The following is a 16,679-nucleotide window of genomic DNA, read 5'->3' on the forward strand; positions in this document are numbered from 1 at the left end:
GGGGGCAATCATTCTGCCGCCCAACAGTCGCTGGTTGTGGCGACGGCTGGAGCAGGACCTGCGCGGCCAGGTGGTGTATGCCATCAGCGGCAAACTCAAGGGCCTGGCGTCGAGTTTCGAAAGCCGCACCCGTGACCTGGTGCATCAGGCCTACGGCTTCGCGGCGGGGCAGCCGCAGGTGCAGCGCACTCTGCTGCGCTGGATGTTCGTAGTGCTGGAGGTCGGTCACGCGATTATCGAGTTGCGTAAGGAACAGGCGATCTTGCCGGTGCACCCGGCGTATGCCCAATCCCAGCCATGGCGTCAGTCGATCCGCGTGATGGGGCGCTCGCTGGTGCGGCTGTTTCTGAAGCCGGGCCAAAGCAACCTGGAGCGCGCATTGATCGCGGTCGACCACGCGATCAATCGCGTGCAAGCGACTGACGAACCCTTCGCCCCGCACTTCGATACTTCGGCGTTGCGTCGGGTCAAGAGCTACCTGCACTTCATCCGTACCTCACTGCTGGACCCGCAATCGCCACTGTCCAGCTACGCCCTTGCCAGCGCCACCGCCAAGCCCCAAGGACTTGAACATGCCTCGTGAAATAGCGTTCCACGGCGTGTACATGCCGACCATGACCCTGATGTTTCTGATTGCCGCAGTGCTGGCCTGGGCGCTTGACCGGTTTCTCGCAGGCTTCGACCTGTACCGCTTCTTCTGGCACCCGGCGCTGCTGCGCCTGAGTCTGTTTACCTGTCTGTTCGGCGCCCTGGCGCTGACTGTCTACCGTTGACTCTCTACCACTGAGAATGCACTGATGAAAAAGCTTTTCAGCCTGCTCGCGACCCTGCTGGTGCTGGCCCTCGCCATATGGATCGGCCGGACCCTCTGGGTGCAATACATGCAAACCCCGTGGACCCGCGACGGCCGGGTGCGCGCCGACATCATCAACGTCGCCGCCGACGTTACCGGCGAAGTGGTGAACGTGCCGGTGCGTGACAACCAGCTTGTAAAAAAAGGTGATCTGCTGATGCAGATCGACCCCGAGCACTACCGTCTGGCGGTCAAGCAGGCGCAGTCACTGGTGGCTTCGCGCAAGGCGACGTGGGAGATGCGCAAGGTCAACGCCCATCGCCGTGCCGATCTGGATAATCTGGTGATCTCCAGGGAAAACCGTGACGACGCCAGCAACATCGCCGATTCAGCCCTGGCCGATTACCAGCAGGCACAGGCGCAACTGGAAGCCGCCGAACTCAACCTGAAACGCACCGAAGTCCGTGCGGCGGTGGACGGTTACGTGACCAACCTCAACGTCCATCGCGGCGACTATGCGCGCATCGGCGAAGCGAAAATGGCCGTGGTCGATATGAATTCGTTCTGGGTCTACGGCTTCTTCGAAGAAACCAAACTGCCCCACGTGCGCGTCGGCGATAGGGCCGACATGCAACTGATGAGCGGCGAAGTGCTCAAGGGCCATGTGGAAAGCATCTCGCGCGGTATCTACGACCGCGACAACCCGGAGAGCCGTGAACTGATCGCCGACGTAAACCCGACGTTCAACTGGGTGCGCCTGGCGCAACGGGTGCCGGTGCGGATTCACATCGATGAAGTGCCGGAGGGGGTACTGCTGGCGGCGGGGATTACTTGTACGGTGGTGGTGAAACAGATGTAACCCTGTAGGAGCGAGCATGCTCGCGATGGTCGTCAACGATGACGCTGGCGTCCTGACACCCCGCGGCGTTCCCGGGTGCATCGCGAGCAGGCTCGCTCCTACAGTTGATCATCGACACAGTCAGCAAAAAGTCTCATGCAAATGCCGCCAAAGAATCTTGCCATCCACCTTCTGGAACACCACGGTCGAACGGCGATCCGAGTGCAGGCCGGTGGCATCGGTCTGTTGCTCGCGATAGCTGACGGTCGCGCCATCGTTGTGCAGCGCAATGCCGCGTAACTCGCTGAGCTTGATGCGGAACCCAAGCTTCTTGCCACCAGACAGCATGAACAACTGATTCAGCGCATCAAAACCCAGCACCCGACCCAAGGGCGAGACCATGGAAAACTGCGGCGAAAAGCGAGTCAGCAGGTGCTCAAGTTCGGATGCTTCCTGCTCCTTTCCCAGCCATTGTTCGATGGCTACGTGGGCCTGGATCACTTCGTCAAAGTATTCGGTGTAGTCGGTCATGTTGTTTCCTTGAATTCTGTGGAGTCTGTTCCGGCGCCTTCGCGGGCAAGCCTCGCTCCTACAGGTTCGGTGATTACCTGTAGGAGCGAGGCTTGCCCGCGAAGAACGATCACGCGGTGCTAGAGCTGCCCACGCAACCCGAACCGCTTCATCAACGTCGATTCCAGCAAGCCCTTGGGTAACAACCCCGCTATCAACGGCAACGCCCGACTGCCATTACCCAACCGCACCAGCCGTGGCGGCTTGCTCTGCTGCACGGCCTTGAGCAACCCGGCTGCGAATTCACTGGCTGGCGTCGGTTGTCCTGGGAAGCCTTGGCCCGTGCGCGAATGCCTTCACGCAGCGGGAACCATGGCGATTGTTCGCTGATCAGTTGCTCGGCCTCAAAGCCGGCATTCTTGGCGAAACTGGAGGTAATGGCACCCGGCTGAACTTCCATGACCCGTACGCCAAACGGCGCGAGCTCCATGCGCAAGGCATCACTTAAGGCATGCACGGCGGCTTTGGACGCGCAGTAGGCGCCAGCGAACGGCGTGACCAGAATCCCCGAAACGCTGCCGATATTCACCACGATCCCTTTGGCGTGACGCAACACTGGAAACATTGCGCGAGTCACGCCAACGATGGCGAAGACATTGGTTTCGAACTGGCGCTGCATCGCCTGTACGCCGCCATCGAGCAAAGGCCCCATGGCGCCGTACCCGGCGTTATTGATCAGCACATCGAGTCCGCCATGCTGCTGGTTGATCCGTTCGCTCAATTGCTCAAGCGCCTGGCCGTCGTTGACATCCAGTTGCACGGCGGTGAATCCCGCCGCGCTCAGCGCGGCCACGTCTTCAGCCTTGCGCGCACTGGCCCAGACTTCGTATCCGACGTTTTTGAATGCATCGGCGAGGGCGCGGCCAATGCCGCTGGAACAACCGGTAATCAACGCAACGGGCATGGCGCGGTCCTTGTGCAAACGGTGGAAGAAAGCTCAGTGGGGAAAGCTCAGTCAGAGAAACTACCCTGCAATCGCTCGGCGCGAAACTCCAGGGTTTCCGGGCGGTAACCGGGGCGCAGTGGCGGTAGCGGCAAACAGTCTTCCCACTTGCCACCGGCCTGCAATTCGCCGGGGCCGCGGTAGCGTGGGGCGGCGTATTGATTGTCGGCCAGGTTGACCGTGTCGCCTGGCGCATAGGCGGCCACCCGCCAGCGTAGTTCGGTCAGCGGCACATCGTTGCCGTTGTTCATGGTCAATTGCAGCGGACGGTCTGCGGGGCAGCGTTGGGGCGCATAGCTGATGCGTAGCTCAAGGCGTTGCAGTTGCTTCAGTTCGCGGTGGTCCATCCAGATGACCCAGGTGGCGACGATGCCCAGTCCGATGGCAGCAGCCATAGACACGGGTAAAGCCTTGGCCGGATAGCGCAGCAACAGGATCAGCCAGGTGATTACCAGCAGGATGCCGATGAACATGTCGCGCAGACCTCGGGGGAGATAGGACCATCGTACATAAGCGCGGGTGGGGTTGGCGATGGGCGAGATCTTTGTGGTGAATGTAATGGCCCCATCGCGAGCAGGCTCACTCCTACAGTTGACCGGGTTTTTCCTGGAGAAATACGATCGAATGTAGGAGTGAGCCTGCTCGCGATGAGGCCAGTAAGGGCAGCAATGAATCCAGAAAAAAGCCCCATCCAACCCGCTGCGGATAGGGAACGCAGCGGATTGGACGGGGGCTTTTGTCTTGCCTGATGCTTACTGCGCGATGGTTTTCACCGACACGCCACGCTCGATCGGCGTTGAACGACCGTAGATATCCTCAAATCGCTCGATATCGTCTTCGCCCAGATAGCTGCCCGATTGCACTTCGATGATCTCGAGTGGAATCTTGCCTGGGTTTCGCAAACGGTGCACCGAAGCAATCGGAATGTAGGTCGACTGGTTTTCGGTCAACAGGAACACATTTTCATCGCAGGTCACTTCGGCGGTGCCGCTGACGACGATCCAGTGCTCGGCGCGGTGGTGGTGCATCTGTAGCGACAGGCACGCGCCCGGCTTCACCGAGATGTGCTTGACCTGGAAGCGACCGCCCATGTCCACCGAGTCGTAGGAGCCCCACGGACGATAGACTTCGCAGTGATTCTGGGTTTCGCTGCGGCCCTGTTCATTGAGGGTGTTGACCATCTGTTTCACGCCTTGGACCTTGTCCTTGTGCGCAATCATCATGGCGTCCTTGGTTTCCACCACGACGATGTTTTCCAGGCCGATCACCGACACCAGTTTGCCGTTGCCGTGGATCATGCAGTTGCGGCTGTCCTGAATCACCACGTCGCCTTTGGTGACGTTGCCGTTGGCGTCTTTTTTATTCACTTCCCACAGCGACGACCAGCAGCCGACATCACTCCAGCCCGCGGTCAGCGGCACTACGCAGGCGCGCTGGGTTTTTTCCATTACCGAGTAGTCGATGGAATTGTCCGGGCAGCAGGCGAACGTGGCTTCGTCGATGCTGATGGTGTCGGAATCTTGCTGGCTGCGTTCCAGGGTCAGCAGACAGGTGTCGTAGATGTCCGGATCGTGCTTTTTCAGTTCTTCGAGGAAACGGCTGGCGCGGAACAGGAACATGCCGCTGTTCCAGAAGTAGCCACCGGACTGGACAAACTCGGTGGCACGTTTCACGTCGGGTTTTTCGACGAAGTGCGAGACACGGCTGACGCCTTCGGGCAGCAGCAAATCGTTGGTCGACTTGATGTAGCCGTAGCCGGTTTCCGGTTTGGTGGCCGGCACGCCGAACAGCACCATTTCGCCGTTTTCGGCGGCGACGGTGGCCAGTGCCAGGGCACGTTGCAGGGCCTTCTGGTCTTCCAGCACGTGGTCGGCCGGCAGCACCAGCATCAATTCGTCGCGACCTTCATTGATCAGCATCATCGCGGTCAATGCCACCGCTGGTGCGGTGTTGCGGCCGAACGGTTCCATCAGGATGCGCTGGGTTTCCAGCTTACGGGCGGCCAGTTGCTCGTTGACGATGAAACGGTGGTCTTTGTTGCAGACCACGATCGGCGTGTCCATGCCGTCGAACACCAGGCGCTCCAGGGTTTGCTGGAACAGCGTGTGCTCGCCGGTCAGGGCCAGGAATTGTTTCGGGAATTGCTTACGGGAAAGCGGCCAAAGACGGGAGCCGCTACCACCTGACAAGATCACCGGAATCATGTTGTTACTCCTTGAAAATCGTTTGGGTCAGAGCGACGAACGCTGTGTCGTTTCACTCTTGTTCTTGTTTCGTGTCCCGACTGACACCTCGGTCCCTTGTAGGAGCGAGCTTGCTCGCGATGGACGTCAACGAAAACGCGCGCTGTCTGGATAAACGCGTTGTCCTTACGTTTTTCGCGAGCAAGCTCGCTCCTACAGAGGAAAATGGGTCAATCGGGCAAATGTGTTAGCGCGTCGATACCGGGCGTTTTACCCAGACCGGCGACAGGCTGCTGCCGTTACCGGTGACGTACAGCACCGCTGCCTCACCGCGCTCCAGGGCGACGGGTTTCACGTCGCCGACTTTCGTTGCGCCATCGTATAGCGCCAGGCTGACTTTAACCGGGTTGATTTCACGCTCGCCACGGCCCTTGGCGGCCACGTTCGGGACTACCTCGGTCTTGCCGTCGGCGGTCTTCAGGGTCAGTGCCTTGTCGCTCAGGTTCTGCACGCGGACCAGGGATTTCTGCTTGTTCTTGAACGGCGGCTCTTCAATCAGTTGCGGCGCGCCGCTCGCGTTGTTGACCAGGGTGTAATAGTGGTCGCCGGCCAGTTTCACCGGCAGGGTCTGGCTGCCGACCTTGGCGCTGTAATCGCCGCCCGGCATAAAGCTGAAGTCACTGCTGGACAGCGGCGCGACGTCGCTCAGGCTGGTGCTGCCGACGGTGGCGCTGACTTCGGCGTTGCTGGCGTTGTAGATGCGCACGAAGGTCGAGCCTTTCGGTGCGGTCGGGCCGTACAGCGCCGCGTCGCCACCGGCGAAGGCCTGCATCGAGAGCACACTCATACCAGCAACCAGTGCAAAGGTCTTGGCGAGACGACGAGGAGTAGTCGTGAAAGTCATGGTAATACCTCTCTCTTTCAGTTTTGCGCCCGATCGGGCGTCTCGGATTTAGCGTTAATGGCTACGTTTTGTTGGCGGGCGCCGGCTTGTTTAAGCTCTGCGACCCACTGCGGGTCGGCGTCGCCGATTTCGTTGTTCACAGGCAGATAGCGTTCAGGAAACTCCCAGATCAGCACCTGTGGCGGGCTGTTCTTGAAAGCGTCGCTTTTCAGGTAGCTGAGCATCGGCAGAATCGGGCCGTGGCCGTCTTCGGCGTAATTGACCACGTCGCTGTGCAGCGCTTGCTTGAGCGCACCGACGAAGTTCCAGTTGGGATTGGCGCTGTAGCTGGTGCCGATCAGTGCTACGGGTACTTCGGTGTTGGCGAACAGCGCGTCGTCGCCGGCCGGCTGGCCTTCAGCCGCTACGGTGTTGCGCTTTTGCAGCGGTTCTTGCGCCGGCATCAGGTTTTCGAACAGCGGGTCCAGCGGCAGGAACAGACGCAGGTCGCCCTTGTGGATAACTTTTTCCGCTGGTTCAGTGACGAAGGTTTGCGGTTCGCCGCTCAGCGGGTACTTCTCGGTAATGGTCTTGGCCAACCGGTTGGCGGCGATCTCGGCGCCTTCCGGGGTCCAGTGGGTGTCGGTACGCAGGAACACTTGCTTGCCGGCGTTTTTGGCGGCTTGCAGCGGACCAAGCAGGTCCGGCGCCGGAATCCGGTCAGCGGCCAGGCGCTGGTGGAAATCCTTGTAGAGGTTGGCGTGGATGCTGGCCGGTTTCTCTTCACCAAGGTGTTCCGGGTACAGGCGCACCTTGGCCGGCACCACCGCCATCACCAGTTGTATGCCTTTGGCTTTCAAGGTCTGGCGCACGCCTTCGACCAGCGCGTAGTTGCCTTGCAGGTTCAGCTCTTCGTTGACGGTCGGATGAAACTCTTCATCGCTGTACAACCACTGATCCCGACCGAGCACCACGCCCGGACGACCTTCGTTGAACAGTTTGAAGTCCAACGCCGCCCAGAGGTTGGTACCCAGGCGCTTGATCGGAAACTCGTCGTCGTAGTGCGTCTCCACGGCCTTGGTCCAGCGGCCGTTGAGTACCGTCGCATCGGCGTTGGTGGTGAAGCCCAGGAAGCTGCGAACCGACCACAGGCCCAGGGCCAGCAGGGTCACCATAAACAGGGCGATGTAGAAGATGCGTAATGAGCGGGTCATTGGTCAGATCCCTCAGAACTGGAAGTAAAGGAACGGCGAGAAGCTTTGCGCCGAGAGTTTGAGAATCGAGGCGATGAACAGCAGCAGTACCAGGGCGCGCATCACGTAGCGCGACCAGTCAGCGGTCCAGTAGGCCGGTTGCACCTGGGCTTCGACGCCGACGGTGTAGCCAGGCTGGTGGATGCTCGACGGGTTATCCCCAGGCACGGCTTTGATCAGGCCCGGTTGAGCGGCTGCCGGACCGTCGCTATCAACGTTGACGGCAGGCTTGGTCTTGGCTGGCGGCTGATTGGTGTAGAAGTCGCGCAGGCCGAAGAACGCCAAAGTCACATAGGCCAAAATAAGCGTCGCCACTTGCAGGCCGGTGAGGCTGGCCTGGTTGAGTTCCGACAGCGACCAGTCGCCGAAGCTGAACATCGCGCCGTACATGCGAGCGGCGACGTGCAGGTTTTCCGCACGGAAAATCACCCAGCCCATCACCACCAGCAGGAAGGTCAGCGCCCAGCGGATCGGATTGAAACTGCGCGGCGAGGTGTTCAGGCCGATGGCTTTTTCAATCGCCAGCCACATGCCGTGCCACGCACCCCAGACGATGTAGGTGATGTTCGCGCCGTGCCACAGACCACCGAGCAGCATGGTCAGGAACAGGTTGCGATAGGTCATCAGCGTGCCTTTGCGGTTGCCGCCCAGGGTGATGTAGAGGTAGTCACGCAGCCAGGTCGACAGGCTGATGTGCCAGCGACGCCAGAACTCGGTGATCGACTGGCTGATGTATGGCTGCTTGAAGTTTTCCATGAAGCGGAAACCCATCATCAGGCCCAGACCGATGGCCATGTCGCTGTAGCCGGAGAAGTCGAAGTACAACTGCGCGGTGTACGCCAGGGCGCCCAGCCAGGCATCGCCTGTGGTCGGGTTTTGCAGGGCGAAGCAATGGTCGGCCACCACCGCGAGGGTATCGGCGATGAAGACTTTCTTAATGAAACCCTGCATGAACCGCGTGCAGCCCTCGGAGAACTTGTCGAGGGTGTGGGTGCGGTTGTTGAACTGATCGGCCAGGTCGCGAAAACGCAGCACGGGGCCGGCGATCAGGTGCGGGAAGATCGCCACGAACGCCGCGAAGTCGATCAGGTTGCGGGTTGCCGGCGTGTCGCCACGGTAGACGTCGATGATGTAGCTGATGGACTCGAAGATGTAGAACGAGATCCCGATCGGCAACAGCACGTGGGTCAGGATGAACGGCGACAGACCCACCGACGTCATCATGGCGTTGATGCTGTCGACGCCGAAGTTGGCGTACTTGAAGTAGCCGAGGATGCACAGGTCGACGGCCACGCCGAGCAGCAACCAGCGCTGCGCCGGATTGGTCCTGACGCCGGCGGCGCCGACTTTGAGGCCGATCCAGTAGTTCCACAGCGTGACGGCGGCAAACAGCGCCAGGAAGTCCACACGCCACCAGGCGTAGAACACGTAGCTGGCGATCAGCAGCAGCAGATTGCGATAGCGTATTCCGCTCAGGTAGTACAAGCCGAGAAAGATCGGCAGGAACAAAAACAGGAACACGTTGGATGAAAAAACCATCCTGATCTCTCCTTGTTTAACCAACATTCAAGGGCCAACGGCCCCCCAACCCCCCACGAAAATCCGGGAGATGTATTGCATTCAAAACCACCACAAACCCCCTGTAGGAGCTGGCTTGCCAGCGAAGGCGGTGTTTCAGGTACACCGAGTCGTGCCATTCGCCAGCAAGCCGGCTCCTACAGGGTTAGCGGTGTGTCAGGTACACCGTGTCGCGCCATTCGCCAGCAAGCCGGCTCCTACAGGGTTGGCGGTGTGTCAGGTACACCGTGTTGTGGCATTCGCCAGCGAGCCGGCTCCTACAGGGTTAGCGGTGTGTCAGGTACACCGTGTTGTGCCATTCGCCAGCAAGCCGGCTGCTACGAACCTTTTTTGCCTTTTTCGTTGGCCGGGTCGTAGACCTTGGTCAGGTCGCCTCCGAGGCGGAAGGTCTTGAACGGCTGCATGGAGTGTTTCTTCTCCAGCACCTCCGGCGCGCAGGTGTAGAGCGTGCAGAACGGTTCGAGCCAGGCGAATTTCATGTCCTCCTTCAGGTCGGTCATGTCCTGCTCCTTGCCGTTCTTCTTCTCGAACTGGTCCGGGTCTTTCACCCCCGCCAGTACACGATCACCCAGGCGTTTCAGCGCGCCGTTGTTTTCCTGACGCAAATCCACACCGTTGACCTGGGCGAAACTGGCGATCATCGCCAGCGGCGGCAGGGCGTAGTTGTGGTAGGCGAGAGCGCGTTGCTGGCGCTTGAGTTCGTTGGGCAGGTAACCGTCCGCGTCGACCTGATTGGCGCCGACCTTGTATTCCTTCACCGCCCAATCGAACAGGTCGCGACGGTTAGTGGCGATGGACGTTGCCATCACCGACCAGGCAGCCCAGTACGAGTGGTTGTTGGTTTGCTCCAGTGGCAGGTTGTCCCAGTCGCTGACTACCTGATCAGCCATTTTGCTGAACCAGGCTTCGATCAATTGCGACTCTTGCTGATGGTTGGCCAGCGGATGGGAGTCGGAGAACTTCAGGCGAATGTAAGACGACGCCATACTGCCCAACGCCCATTTGCGCATGGACTTGCCGGTGTGGTTGAAGTCCTTGGACATCAGTGCATCCGCCCGAGCCCAAGTAGCCAGCCAATTCAAAGTGCATTCCAGCTGTTCCGGGCGACCGTCGCGCATGAACTGCATCACCCGCTTGCTGGTGCCGCGCTCCATTTTGGTGATGTCGGCGGTACTGTCACGGAAGGCTTTTTCCGACACCACATTCAGTGTCGAGCGGGCCTTGTCCGAGCCTTCGTACTTGCTGCGAAACTGCAGCGAGCCGGTGTACGGCGTCGGCATCGCGTCACAGCCTTCGCTCTTGTCGCCGGTTTTGAGTTTCTCGATCGGCGCGAAGTAGCCCTGGGGCGGACGCAGTGGCGCGGCAGCCTGAGTCGCTCCGGCAAACATCGCCATGCTCAGAAGAGCAAGTGTTGCAAGTGTCGGATTTTGCATAGCAGTCCTCATTGCCCGGCCTGAGCGGTACGTTGCTCAGCACCCGGGAATACGTTGCGTTTGCAGATTTTTGCTTCGACTTTCTGTGGCGCGGCGCCTGCTTCAGGGCCTTGGATTTCGACGGCCAGCAGATTCTGCGAGGCCCAGTCTTCGTCCGTGCGCAACTCGAAGGCGAAACGCCCGTCAGTGTCGGAGGTTTGCGGTTTATCGATCTTGATGTCCTCGTGGCGCCCGTTCATGTACCAGAGGGTGGCTTGCAGGGTTTTCACCGACGGATCGGCGAAGCGGATGTCGACCTGGTGACTGCTGTTTTGCAGGTTCAGGTTTTTGCTGTTGACCATCAGTTCGTTTTTGCCCGGTTTCAAAGTGGTGCTGCCGGACATCTGTGCATCCTTGCCTTCGCAACCGTTGTCCAATAGCGCCATCATCTGGCGGTAGATGGTTTCCTGGTCGAGGCGATAGAGCGGCGAGAATTCCCAGATGAGAATCTTCGGTGGTTTGGTCTGAAACTCTTCGCTGCCCAGGTACTGCAGCATCGAACCTTCCAAGCCGCCGCCGGGGAACGCCACGTTGAGAATGTCGGCTCCGATGGCCTCTTCGAGGAAACCGGCGAAGTTGTAGTTCTTGCCGCTGTGGCTGGTGCCGACCAGGGTAATTTGCGGATTGGCGGAATCGCCAAACAAGTCGCCATCGCCCGCTTCGCCCTTGGGCTCGGTGGTGAATTGATCCATGTACTGGATCGCGTAGCTGGTGCCACAGAGTTGACCGGCCATGTTGTGTAATGTTCCGGTCTTGCCCATGCGACCTGACTTATGGGTCTCGAATTCGCGCTTGGGAATGTCGGCGAAGGCCGGGATTTGCTTGACCTTTTCAGCGACGATTTTCGCTGTGCGCTGGGCGCCGTACGGGGTCCAGTGCTGGTCGCCGCGGAAGTAGAAATCATGCGCCGGCAACGTGTCGGGCAGTTGTTCGTTGGTCAGCGGCGACAGGTCCGGCACCACGTAGCCCATGGCCGCGAAACGGCCGAGCATGGTCTTGTAGTTTGTCAGCGCCTTGTCGAAGTCGTAGCTGGCTTTCTCTGCCGGGTTGAGCTTGTTGCGGTTCACCAGGCCACGGGTCGGTTGATAAACGACGACCAACTCCACGCCTTTGCTCTTGAACGCATCGTGCAGCTGTTTCATGCGTTTGTAGCCGGCGGGCGAGGTGTCGAATTCGGTGCGCAAGTCTTCCTGGGTACGGAACAACCAGTCGCCCTGAGCCTGCACCAGCGTGGTGAAATTCTGCTGGTAGCGGGTGGTGTAATTCTTCGCGTCGTGGGCAGCGGGGCACAGGCTGCAGCACGGTTCGGCGCTGAACTTCGGTGCCTGATTTTCATCGGCACGAACGCCCGAGCTGGCCGCGAGAATGCCGGCGGTCAGGGCCGACAGGCTGAGTAATTTGATCAAGTGTGGGTGCATAAAATTATCCTCAGTCGCGCATTTCGGTCTGGCGTTCGACAGGGTCGATCAGCACGGCTTTTTGCTGGCGCACCAGCAGGTCGAGAATTTCATCCTGGCGCTCGCCGAGAATGCCGTTGAAGCTGATGCCGCTGGATTTGGTCGGCGCAAGCATGGACACGCGATACAGCTCGACGCTCAGCGGCGAGTCGATGGACAGCGGGCCGCTGCCGTTGGCCGCCAGTTCGCCGCCGACCACGATCAGCGACACCTGGGCGTCGAACGGGTCGAGCTTGATGTCGCGGTCGGTGTCGGAGAGATCCTTGATGTGCCCGTACACGCCGGTCAGGCCGTTGGCCATGGCGACGTTTTCGTAGAGGCGAATGTTCACGCTGTTACGAATGCGGATGCCGTGGCGACGGTTGCTGATCACCTTGTTGCCCCACAGCAAGTTGTCGGCACTCTCGTAGAGGGTGATGCCGTCGGTGTGGTTCTGGTAGATCTCGTTGTGGGCGATCAGGTTGTTGACGCTGTTACGGTCGATAACGAGTCCCGAGAGGTGGTTGTCGTAGCTGCGGTTGTTGAAGATGAAGCTGTCGTTGACCTCACGGGAAATAATGATCCCGTGCTTTTTCTTGGTCCCGAACACCGTGTTGTCGGCGATGATCAGGCCATGCGACCGGTCATGCGGGTCGATGCCGTAGACGATGTTGTCTTTGTAGGTGTTGCCCTTGACCACGAAGTCGCGGGTTTCGTAGCAGTAAAATCCGTACCACATGTCCGAGAACTCGGAACCGACTATCCAGCCGGTCGGTTCAGGACGCTTGAGCACCTTGGCCATGTTCGGCGTGTACTGGGAAATACTCACGCCATAGGACTTACTGTTGGCGTAGCCGAAGCTCGCGATCTTGCTGTTGGCGATGTAGGTCTCGGTGCCGCCCCAGGACAGCAGGAACGGACGGAATTCCTTGGGCGAATTGAACGTCGCCGGGCCGTTGTCCTTCTCGCGCCAACCGGTGATTTTGGTATCACGCACGAACAACTGGCCGTCGTTGACCAGGAACGAACCGGCCTCTTGCGACAGGCGCAATTCCTGGGTCTGTTTGTCGATTTCCAGGATGCCATGACGGCCGACCACGATCGGCAATTTGGCCAGGAACACACCCGGCGAAGTTTCGATGACGTATTTGGGCTGCTTCTTCGCCAGGTCCTTGAGGTTCATGTAGCCGTCGTCGACAAAGATCGCCTGCGGGATGCCGTGCTGACGCACCACCCATTCGGCCATCTTGTTGTCGCCGCCAATGAAGTCCTTCAGGGCGTCTTCCTGCATCATCCGGCGCACACTGATTTTGCCGGCCTTGCTGCGCACGATTTTCGCGGCGATGGCATCGCTGGTGTAGCCGGAGATGTCCGGCAGTTTCGGCTCGGCCAGTTCCAGCGGCGCGGTCGGTGCGCTGCTGACGGTGTAGGTCTTGGCTTGTTGCAGTTCCTTGGCCATGGTCGCCGGCTTACCTTGTTGCGGGGCAGCCGGCTCCACACTGGCGAAGGCGCTCGCACTGGCCAGCAGCATCGCGCCGGCCAACAGGCTGATCGAGCCTTTTATGGCTTGATGATTCATCTGGGAGACTCCCTTCGCAATGTGCATCAGAAGCGCCAGATCACGTCGATGAACGCGCGGTGCATGTACGAATCGACTTGCTTGCCATAGGCGTCGCCGGGCTTGAACACGCCACCACGGAACCGCACCAGGGCCGAAGGCTCGTCGACCGACTGGCTCAACGCTGCTGGCAACAGCCCCTGCTTGAAGTACTTGGTGACTACCAGGTCCATTTCCTGACCCATGTCTTTTCACCATCGTTCAGCGGCAGCGAGGTGCTGGAAAGCACGGCGCCGGTGACGTCGTCGGTGTTGTTCTGCACAGCATTGATGCCGTTGCTGCCGACCGGCTTGTTACCGTCGACACGCCAGAATTTGTGGTAGATCAGGCTGGCGTCGTATTCGTCGTTGAGCATCCACGATCCGAACAGCGTCGCGGTTTGCAGGTTGTTCATTTCACCGCGGAAGGCTTCGCCGAAACGGTGCACACGCGAGCGGGTACCGGTGTAGTTCGAGCGGTTGCTTTCCAGGCCGTTCTGTTCGTAATCGGCGCTGGCACGGGCGTAGGCCGCACCGACTTGCCACTGTGGATCGAGGCGCAGGCGCACACCCAGATCGGTGGCCCAGCCGTTGACATCGCCGCTGTGCTTGGCTTGTGCGGGAGCGCTGCCATCGGCGTTCAGCGGGTTGACCGTGTCGCGGTCGCCGCTCATGCCGGTGATGCTGCCCCAGTAATTGACCGTGTTTCTGTTTTTCAAGCTGTAGGCGTCGCTGTCGGCGGTGAGGCCGAGCCAGCTGATGTCGCCGTTCTGTTTCTTGTCCAGCGAGTCGCCCGGTTCGCCCGGCGTCGGGTAGTCGAGTTTGCCGTCATCGTGGGTGTGATGACCGCGAATGCCGACCCAGTTGCCTGGCGTCCACTGATACGCCGCATCGACGTAGGCGTGCAGGCGATCCTTGTCTTTCGGCGCCAGTTCTTTGAGGTCGGTGCGGTATTCGCTGAAGCGTTCGGCGACACCGGCGTTGGCGCGCAGCAGGGTGGTGTCGAAGGTCCAGTTCAGGGCTTCGATGTTGGTGTCGCGCCACTGGCCGTCGTCGTTGCGCAGGCGTTGGCGACCGAGCTTCAGCATCTCGCCAGGGTAAGGCGTCAGGCCGCTGTAGCCGACCCAGAACTCGCGCATCGCCAGATAGTTCTTCTTGGTCTTGCGGTCATTGTTGTCAGTGTTCGCGGCGCCGTCGGATTGTTGCAGGGTGTCGGTCTCGATGATGTCGGTGGACGTCACCGCCTGGCCCATGGCGTAGGCGCTCCACGCGCCGCTTTCGCCATAGACCCACGGGCGCAGGTCGAGGCCGACGCCATTGACGTCGCCACCGCTGCGGGTACCGAGGTCGCGGTCGTCTTCGGACTGGCCGGTGATTTTCACTTCAAGGCCGAAGTTCTTGTCTTCGGTCAGGGCCGCCAGGGTCGGGCTTGACCAAATCACGGCGAGGCTCAAGCCAATAAACAATTTCGAAAACGCAAACGGTCTTGTAGCAGCTGGCGCAGCCTGCGTCCGGCTGCGGAGCAGTCGTAGGGTGGTTTGGCGACCGCTGCGCGATCGAACGCAGCCTTCGGCAGCTGCTACAGAGGTCGCGGCTGGCTCAAAAAATGGATTCAACTTCATAGGGATTCCTCGCCGTCTTCTTGCAGGGCCTGCAGTTGCAGCGTGTTCTGGCTCAAGGCACCGCGAACGGACTGTTCCTGTTTCAACAGACGCTGGGCCTCGGCAAGCTGCGCAGGTGGCAGTTGGGCTTCGAGTGTTTGTGCAAGCTCGGTGGCTTGCGGGGTGTTCTGGGCCTTGGCGAGCTGGCTGAACACGTACGCGTTGAGCGGGTCAGGTTTGGTGCCTTTGCCTTGGGAAAACAGCTGGGCGATGGCGAAGTCGGCACTGTTCTGGCCATTGCGCGCAGCGGTCAGCAGGTGATCCAAAGCCTTCTGCGGATAAACCTTGCCCAGGTAGCCACGGCGATAGATCTGGCCGAGGTAGTAATCGGCGGCGACTTCGCGGCCGACGGCTTTCTGGAAATGTTCTTCGGCGACCTTGGCGTCGGCCGGGACCAATTTGCCTTCGTAGTAGAGCTTGCCCAGCAACAGTTCGGCGCGCGGCTGGTCGGCGGCGCGGCCGTTGTCCAGGTACTTCATCATCTGGTCGACGTCGCCAAGCTCCGGGAAGTCGTAGATCAGTTGCGCGAGGGTGACCCACGACGCCGGGTAGCCCGGAGCGATCGGTTCGAGCAGCGACTGCGCGGTTTTTTCGTCAGTCTTGCCCAAAGTCGAATCGGCGAGTACGCGAGCGACGCTGTCCACCCGCTGAGCGGAGACAGTACCGCGGCTGTGCGCCGCCTGCATCTGTTTGATCAGCTCGGCCTGTTGTTCTGGCTGGGCCTTTTTCTGATAGACCGTGGCCAGTTCGACGTAGCAGATGTCGGTGCTGTTGAGCGCGGCTTTGCAGATCTTTTCCACGTCATCCAGATGCTGGTCGTAGGTGCCCTGGGTGCGATACAGCAGCACTTGCGCCAGACCGGCTTGCGGCTTGCCTTCTGCACGCCATTGGCTGATCTGTTTCTGCGCGTCGACGTTGGGGAAGCTGTGCGGGTATTGCAGGTACAGCATCGCCAACGGGATCAGGGTGTTGCCTTCGCCAGCAGCGGAAGCCTTTTTCAACAGGCCTTCGGCTTCGAGATGTTCGGCTTCGGTAGCGCCGGGCTTGGCCACCAGCAGGCGACCGAGACGCGCCTGGGCACGCGGCGAAACACTGGCCGCGGCGCGGTAAGTCGCCTCGGCCTGTTTCATCTGCGCCGGGTCGCGGCTGTCGACCTGAATGTCGGCCAGGCCAACCTGAGCTTCGCTGTAGCCCAGGTCCGCCAATTGCTGATAGTTCGCGGCGGCGGTGGCGGTATCGCCACGCTTGAGGGCTTCGTTAGCCAAACGTTGGTCGGGCAGGCCGGCGCAACCGGCCAGGCTGACGGCCAGTGCCAGCGAGCACACCACATGCCCCCTGTAGGAGCTGGCTTGCCAGCGATTCGCTTGACGCGGTTTATCAGAAACACCGCAGTGATCCCATCGCTGGCAAGCCAGCTCCCACAGGGATCGCGGTGTTCTCAGGAGACTGATGATGGTCACAGGCATGTCCTCC

At 60.2% G+C, this 16,679-nt stretch carries 13 protein-coding genes and 2 pseudogenes; 3 read left to right on the plus strand and 12 right to left on the minus strand.

Features of this window, described 5'->3' with window-relative positions; translation table 11 throughout:
- The 3 genes from CES87_RS06000 to CES87_RS06010 form a co-directional block, all read left to right on the plus strand.
- On the plus strand, window positions 1-583 hold a 583-nt coding region (locus CES87_RS06000), incomplete at its 5' end, for an FUSC family protein (protein ID WP_178081392.1).
- Window positions 573-773: a DUF1656 domain-containing protein gene (locus tag CES87_RS06005; protein WP_128605394.1), complete on the plus strand. Its 201-nt coding sequence runs from the start codon at window positions 573-575 to the stop codon at window positions 771-773. The genes CES87_RS06000 and CES87_RS06005, both read left to right, overlap by 11 nt.
- Window positions 774-797: 24 nt before the next feature.
- Window positions 798-1,652 (plus strand): HlyD family secretion protein, encoded by an 855-nt coding sequence (locus tag CES87_RS06010; protein ID WP_128605395.1) that lies wholly within the window; start codon window positions 798-800, stop codon window positions 1,650-1,652.
- Window positions 1,653-1,772: 120 nt separating this feature from the next.
- Here the strand turns inward: CES87_RS06010 and CES87_RS06015 are convergent, their stop codons facing one another.
- The 12 genes and pseudogenes from CES87_RS06015 to algK all read right to left on the minus strand — a co-directional run bounded on the left by CES87_RS06015 (window position 1,773) and on the right by algK (window position 16,666).
- Window positions 1,773-2,162, minus strand: coding sequence for a DUF4440 domain-containing protein (locus tag CES87_RS06015; protein ID WP_128605396.1), 390 nt, complete (start codon window positions 2,160-2,162; stop codon window positions 1,773-1,775).
- A 119-nt stretch (window positions 2,163-2,281) separates the two neighbouring features.
- Window positions 2,282-3,105 (minus strand): annotated as a pseudogene (locus CES87_RS06020) (SDR family oxidoreductase).
- A gap of 47 nt (window positions 3,106-3,152) precedes the next feature.
- Complete coding sequence (locus CES87_RS06025; RefSeq protein WP_128605397.1) at window positions 3,153-3,617, minus strand: multidrug transporter; 465 nt, start codon at window positions 3,615-3,617, stop codon at window positions 3,153-3,155.
- 279 nt (window positions 3,618-3,896) lie between these two features.
- Window positions 3,897-5,348 carry a mannose-1-phosphate guanylyltransferase/mannose-6-phosphate isomerase gene (locus CES87_RS06035; RefSeq protein ID WP_128605399.1) on the minus strand — a complete coding sequence of 484 codons (1,452 nt, stop codon included), beginning with the start codon at window positions 5,346-5,348 and terminating at the stop codon, window positions 3,897-3,899.
- 226 nt (window positions 5,349-5,574) lie between these two features.
- The gene (locus CES87_RS06040) at window positions 5,575-6,231 is read right to left on the minus strand and encodes an alginate O-acetyltransferase AlgF (protein ID WP_128605400.1); all 657 of its coding nucleotides are present in this window, start codon (window positions 6,229-6,231) and stop codon (window positions 5,575-5,577) included.
- A 17-nt stretch (window positions 6,232-6,248) separates the two neighbouring features.
- Entirely contained in the window at window positions 6,249-7,424 is a 1,176-nt protein-coding gene (locus CES87_RS06045) for an alginate O-acetyltransferase (RefSeq protein ID WP_128605401.1), read from the minus strand.
- Between the two features lie 12 nt (window positions 7,425-7,436).
- Window positions 7,437-9,002: an MBOAT family protein gene (locus tag CES87_RS06050; RefSeq protein WP_128605402.1), complete on the minus strand. Its 1,566-nt coding sequence runs from the start codon at window positions 9,000-9,002 to the stop codon at window positions 7,437-7,439.
- A gap of 356 nt (window positions 9,003-9,358) precedes the next feature.
- The gene (locus tag CES87_RS06055; RefSeq protein ID WP_128605403.1) at window positions 9,359-10,474 is read right to left on the minus strand and encodes a mannuronate-specific alginate lyase; all 1,116 of its coding nucleotides are present in this window, start codon (window positions 10,472-10,474) and stop codon (window positions 9,359-9,361) included.
- A gap of 8 nt (window positions 10,475-10,482) precedes the next feature.
- Window positions 10,483-11,931 (minus strand): alginate O-acetyltransferase, encoded by a 1,449-nt coding sequence (locus CES87_RS06060; RefSeq protein ID WP_128605404.1) that lies wholly within the window; start codon window positions 11,929-11,931, stop codon window positions 10,483-10,485.
- A gap of 10 nt (window positions 11,932-11,941) precedes the next feature.
- A complete protein-coding gene (gene algG / locus CES87_RS06065) occupies window positions 11,942-13,528 on the minus strand; it encodes a mannuronan 5-epimerase AlgG (protein ID WP_128605405.1) in 1,587 nt (528 codons plus the stop codon).
- A 26-nt stretch (window positions 13,529-13,554) separates the two neighbouring features.
- Window positions 13,555-15,167 (minus strand): annotated as a pseudogene (locus CES87_RS06070) (alginate export family protein).
- Window positions 15,164-16,666, minus strand: a complete 1,503-nt coding sequence (gene algK / locus CES87_RS06075; protein ID WP_305880253.1) for an alginate biosynthesis TPR repeat lipoprotein AlgK — start codon at window positions 16,664-16,666, stop codon at window positions 15,164-15,166. Before algK ends, CES87_RS06070 begins: the two are co-directional and overlap by 4 nt.
- Between the last annotated feature and the right edge of the window lie 13 nt (window positions 16,667-16,679).

It is taken from the genome of Pseudomonas sp. ERMR1:02, from assembly GCF_002277815.1.
In the GTDB taxonomy this organism is placed as follows: Bacteria; Pseudomonadota; Gammaproteobacteria; order Pseudomonadales; family Pseudomonadaceae; genus Aquipseudomonas.